The organism is Candidatus Magnetaquicoccus inordinatus (assembly GCF_004217665.1).
Taxonomy (GTDB): Bacteria; Pseudomonadota; Magnetococcia; order Magnetococcales; family Magnetaquicoccaceae; genus Magnetaquicoccus; species Magnetaquicoccus inordinatus.
The window spans coordinates 1-1,039 of sequence record NZ_RXIU01000533.1 but is presented as its reverse complement, the minus strand read 5'-3'; the positions used below and the strand labels follow the sequence as shown (position 1 = coordinate 1,039).

General features: G+C 52.6%; 1 protein-coding gene. It reads right to left on the bottom strand.

The features are described from left to right. Window positions 1-203 precede the first annotated feature (203 nt). A partial coding sequence (locus tag EJP87_RS17085; protein WP_193771510.1) for a sigma-54 interaction domain-containing protein occupies window positions 204-1,039 on the bottom strand: 836 nt, incomplete at its 5' end.

The following is a 1,039-nucleotide window of genomic DNA, read 5'->3' as shown; positions in this document are numbered from 1 at the left end:
TTGTGAAACGCCGCACATTACCAGCAGGGCTTTGCCCTTCACCCACCAGGAGGAGATAATCTCCTCCTGGACCTCCATAATAATTTTCTGATTTTCAAATGCGATTGCCCTGTAATCGCAGCAAAAATAGAGTAGAGGCTTCTATACCCTGTGCTTGAAAGCAATAAGCAAACCGTGATCTTTCTGCCTTTGCTGTAACACTTTTATGGGTCGTGGGGAGGTTGCAGCGCTGTTGAATTTACGTGCAAGCCCAGCGCTTTCATGCGCCGCCACAGGGTGCTGCGACTTAATCCCAGTTTGGCGGCGGCAACCTGAACCTGCCAATGCGACTCCATCAACACCTGCAGAATGGTTTCCCGGTTCGGTCCCCCTCCTGCCGGGGCACCACTCTTCAAAGGGCGTCCACCCTGTTGGAGAGCATATTGCGGAGCAAAGGTGCTAGAGGGAGGCGCCACTCGAACCCGAAATTCGGGCGGCAGATTGGACCATGTCAGAATGGACTGTGGCGCCACCACAACGGCATGCTCCAGAAGATGCTCCAACTCTCGCACATTGCCTGGCCAATCATAGTCCATGATGGCCTCCAAAACCTCTGCAGTCACTCCCCGCACCGCACGGTTGAATCTGGCATTGAATTTTGCCAAAAAATGTTCAATCAAAAGAGGGAGATCAGACTTGTGTTCCCGCAACGGCGGCATGCGCAATTCCACCACCTTGAGCCGGTAGTACAGATCCTCGCGGAACAATCCTTGACGGACTCTTTCCAACAAATTGCGATGGGTGGCGGTGATCACGCGCACATTGACCGGAATGGACCGATGATCTCCCACCATTTCAAAGGACTTTTCTTGCAACACCCGCAGAATCTTTACCTGAATCTCCGGTTTGAGGTCGCCGATCTCATCCAGAAAGATGCTGCCTTTGTCTGCCAGTTTGAAACGGCCTGGCTTGTCGCGAACAGCATTGGTGAAAGCTCCCCGCACATGTCCGAACAACTCACTCTCAATCAATCCCTCCGGAAGAGCTGAACAGTTGACTA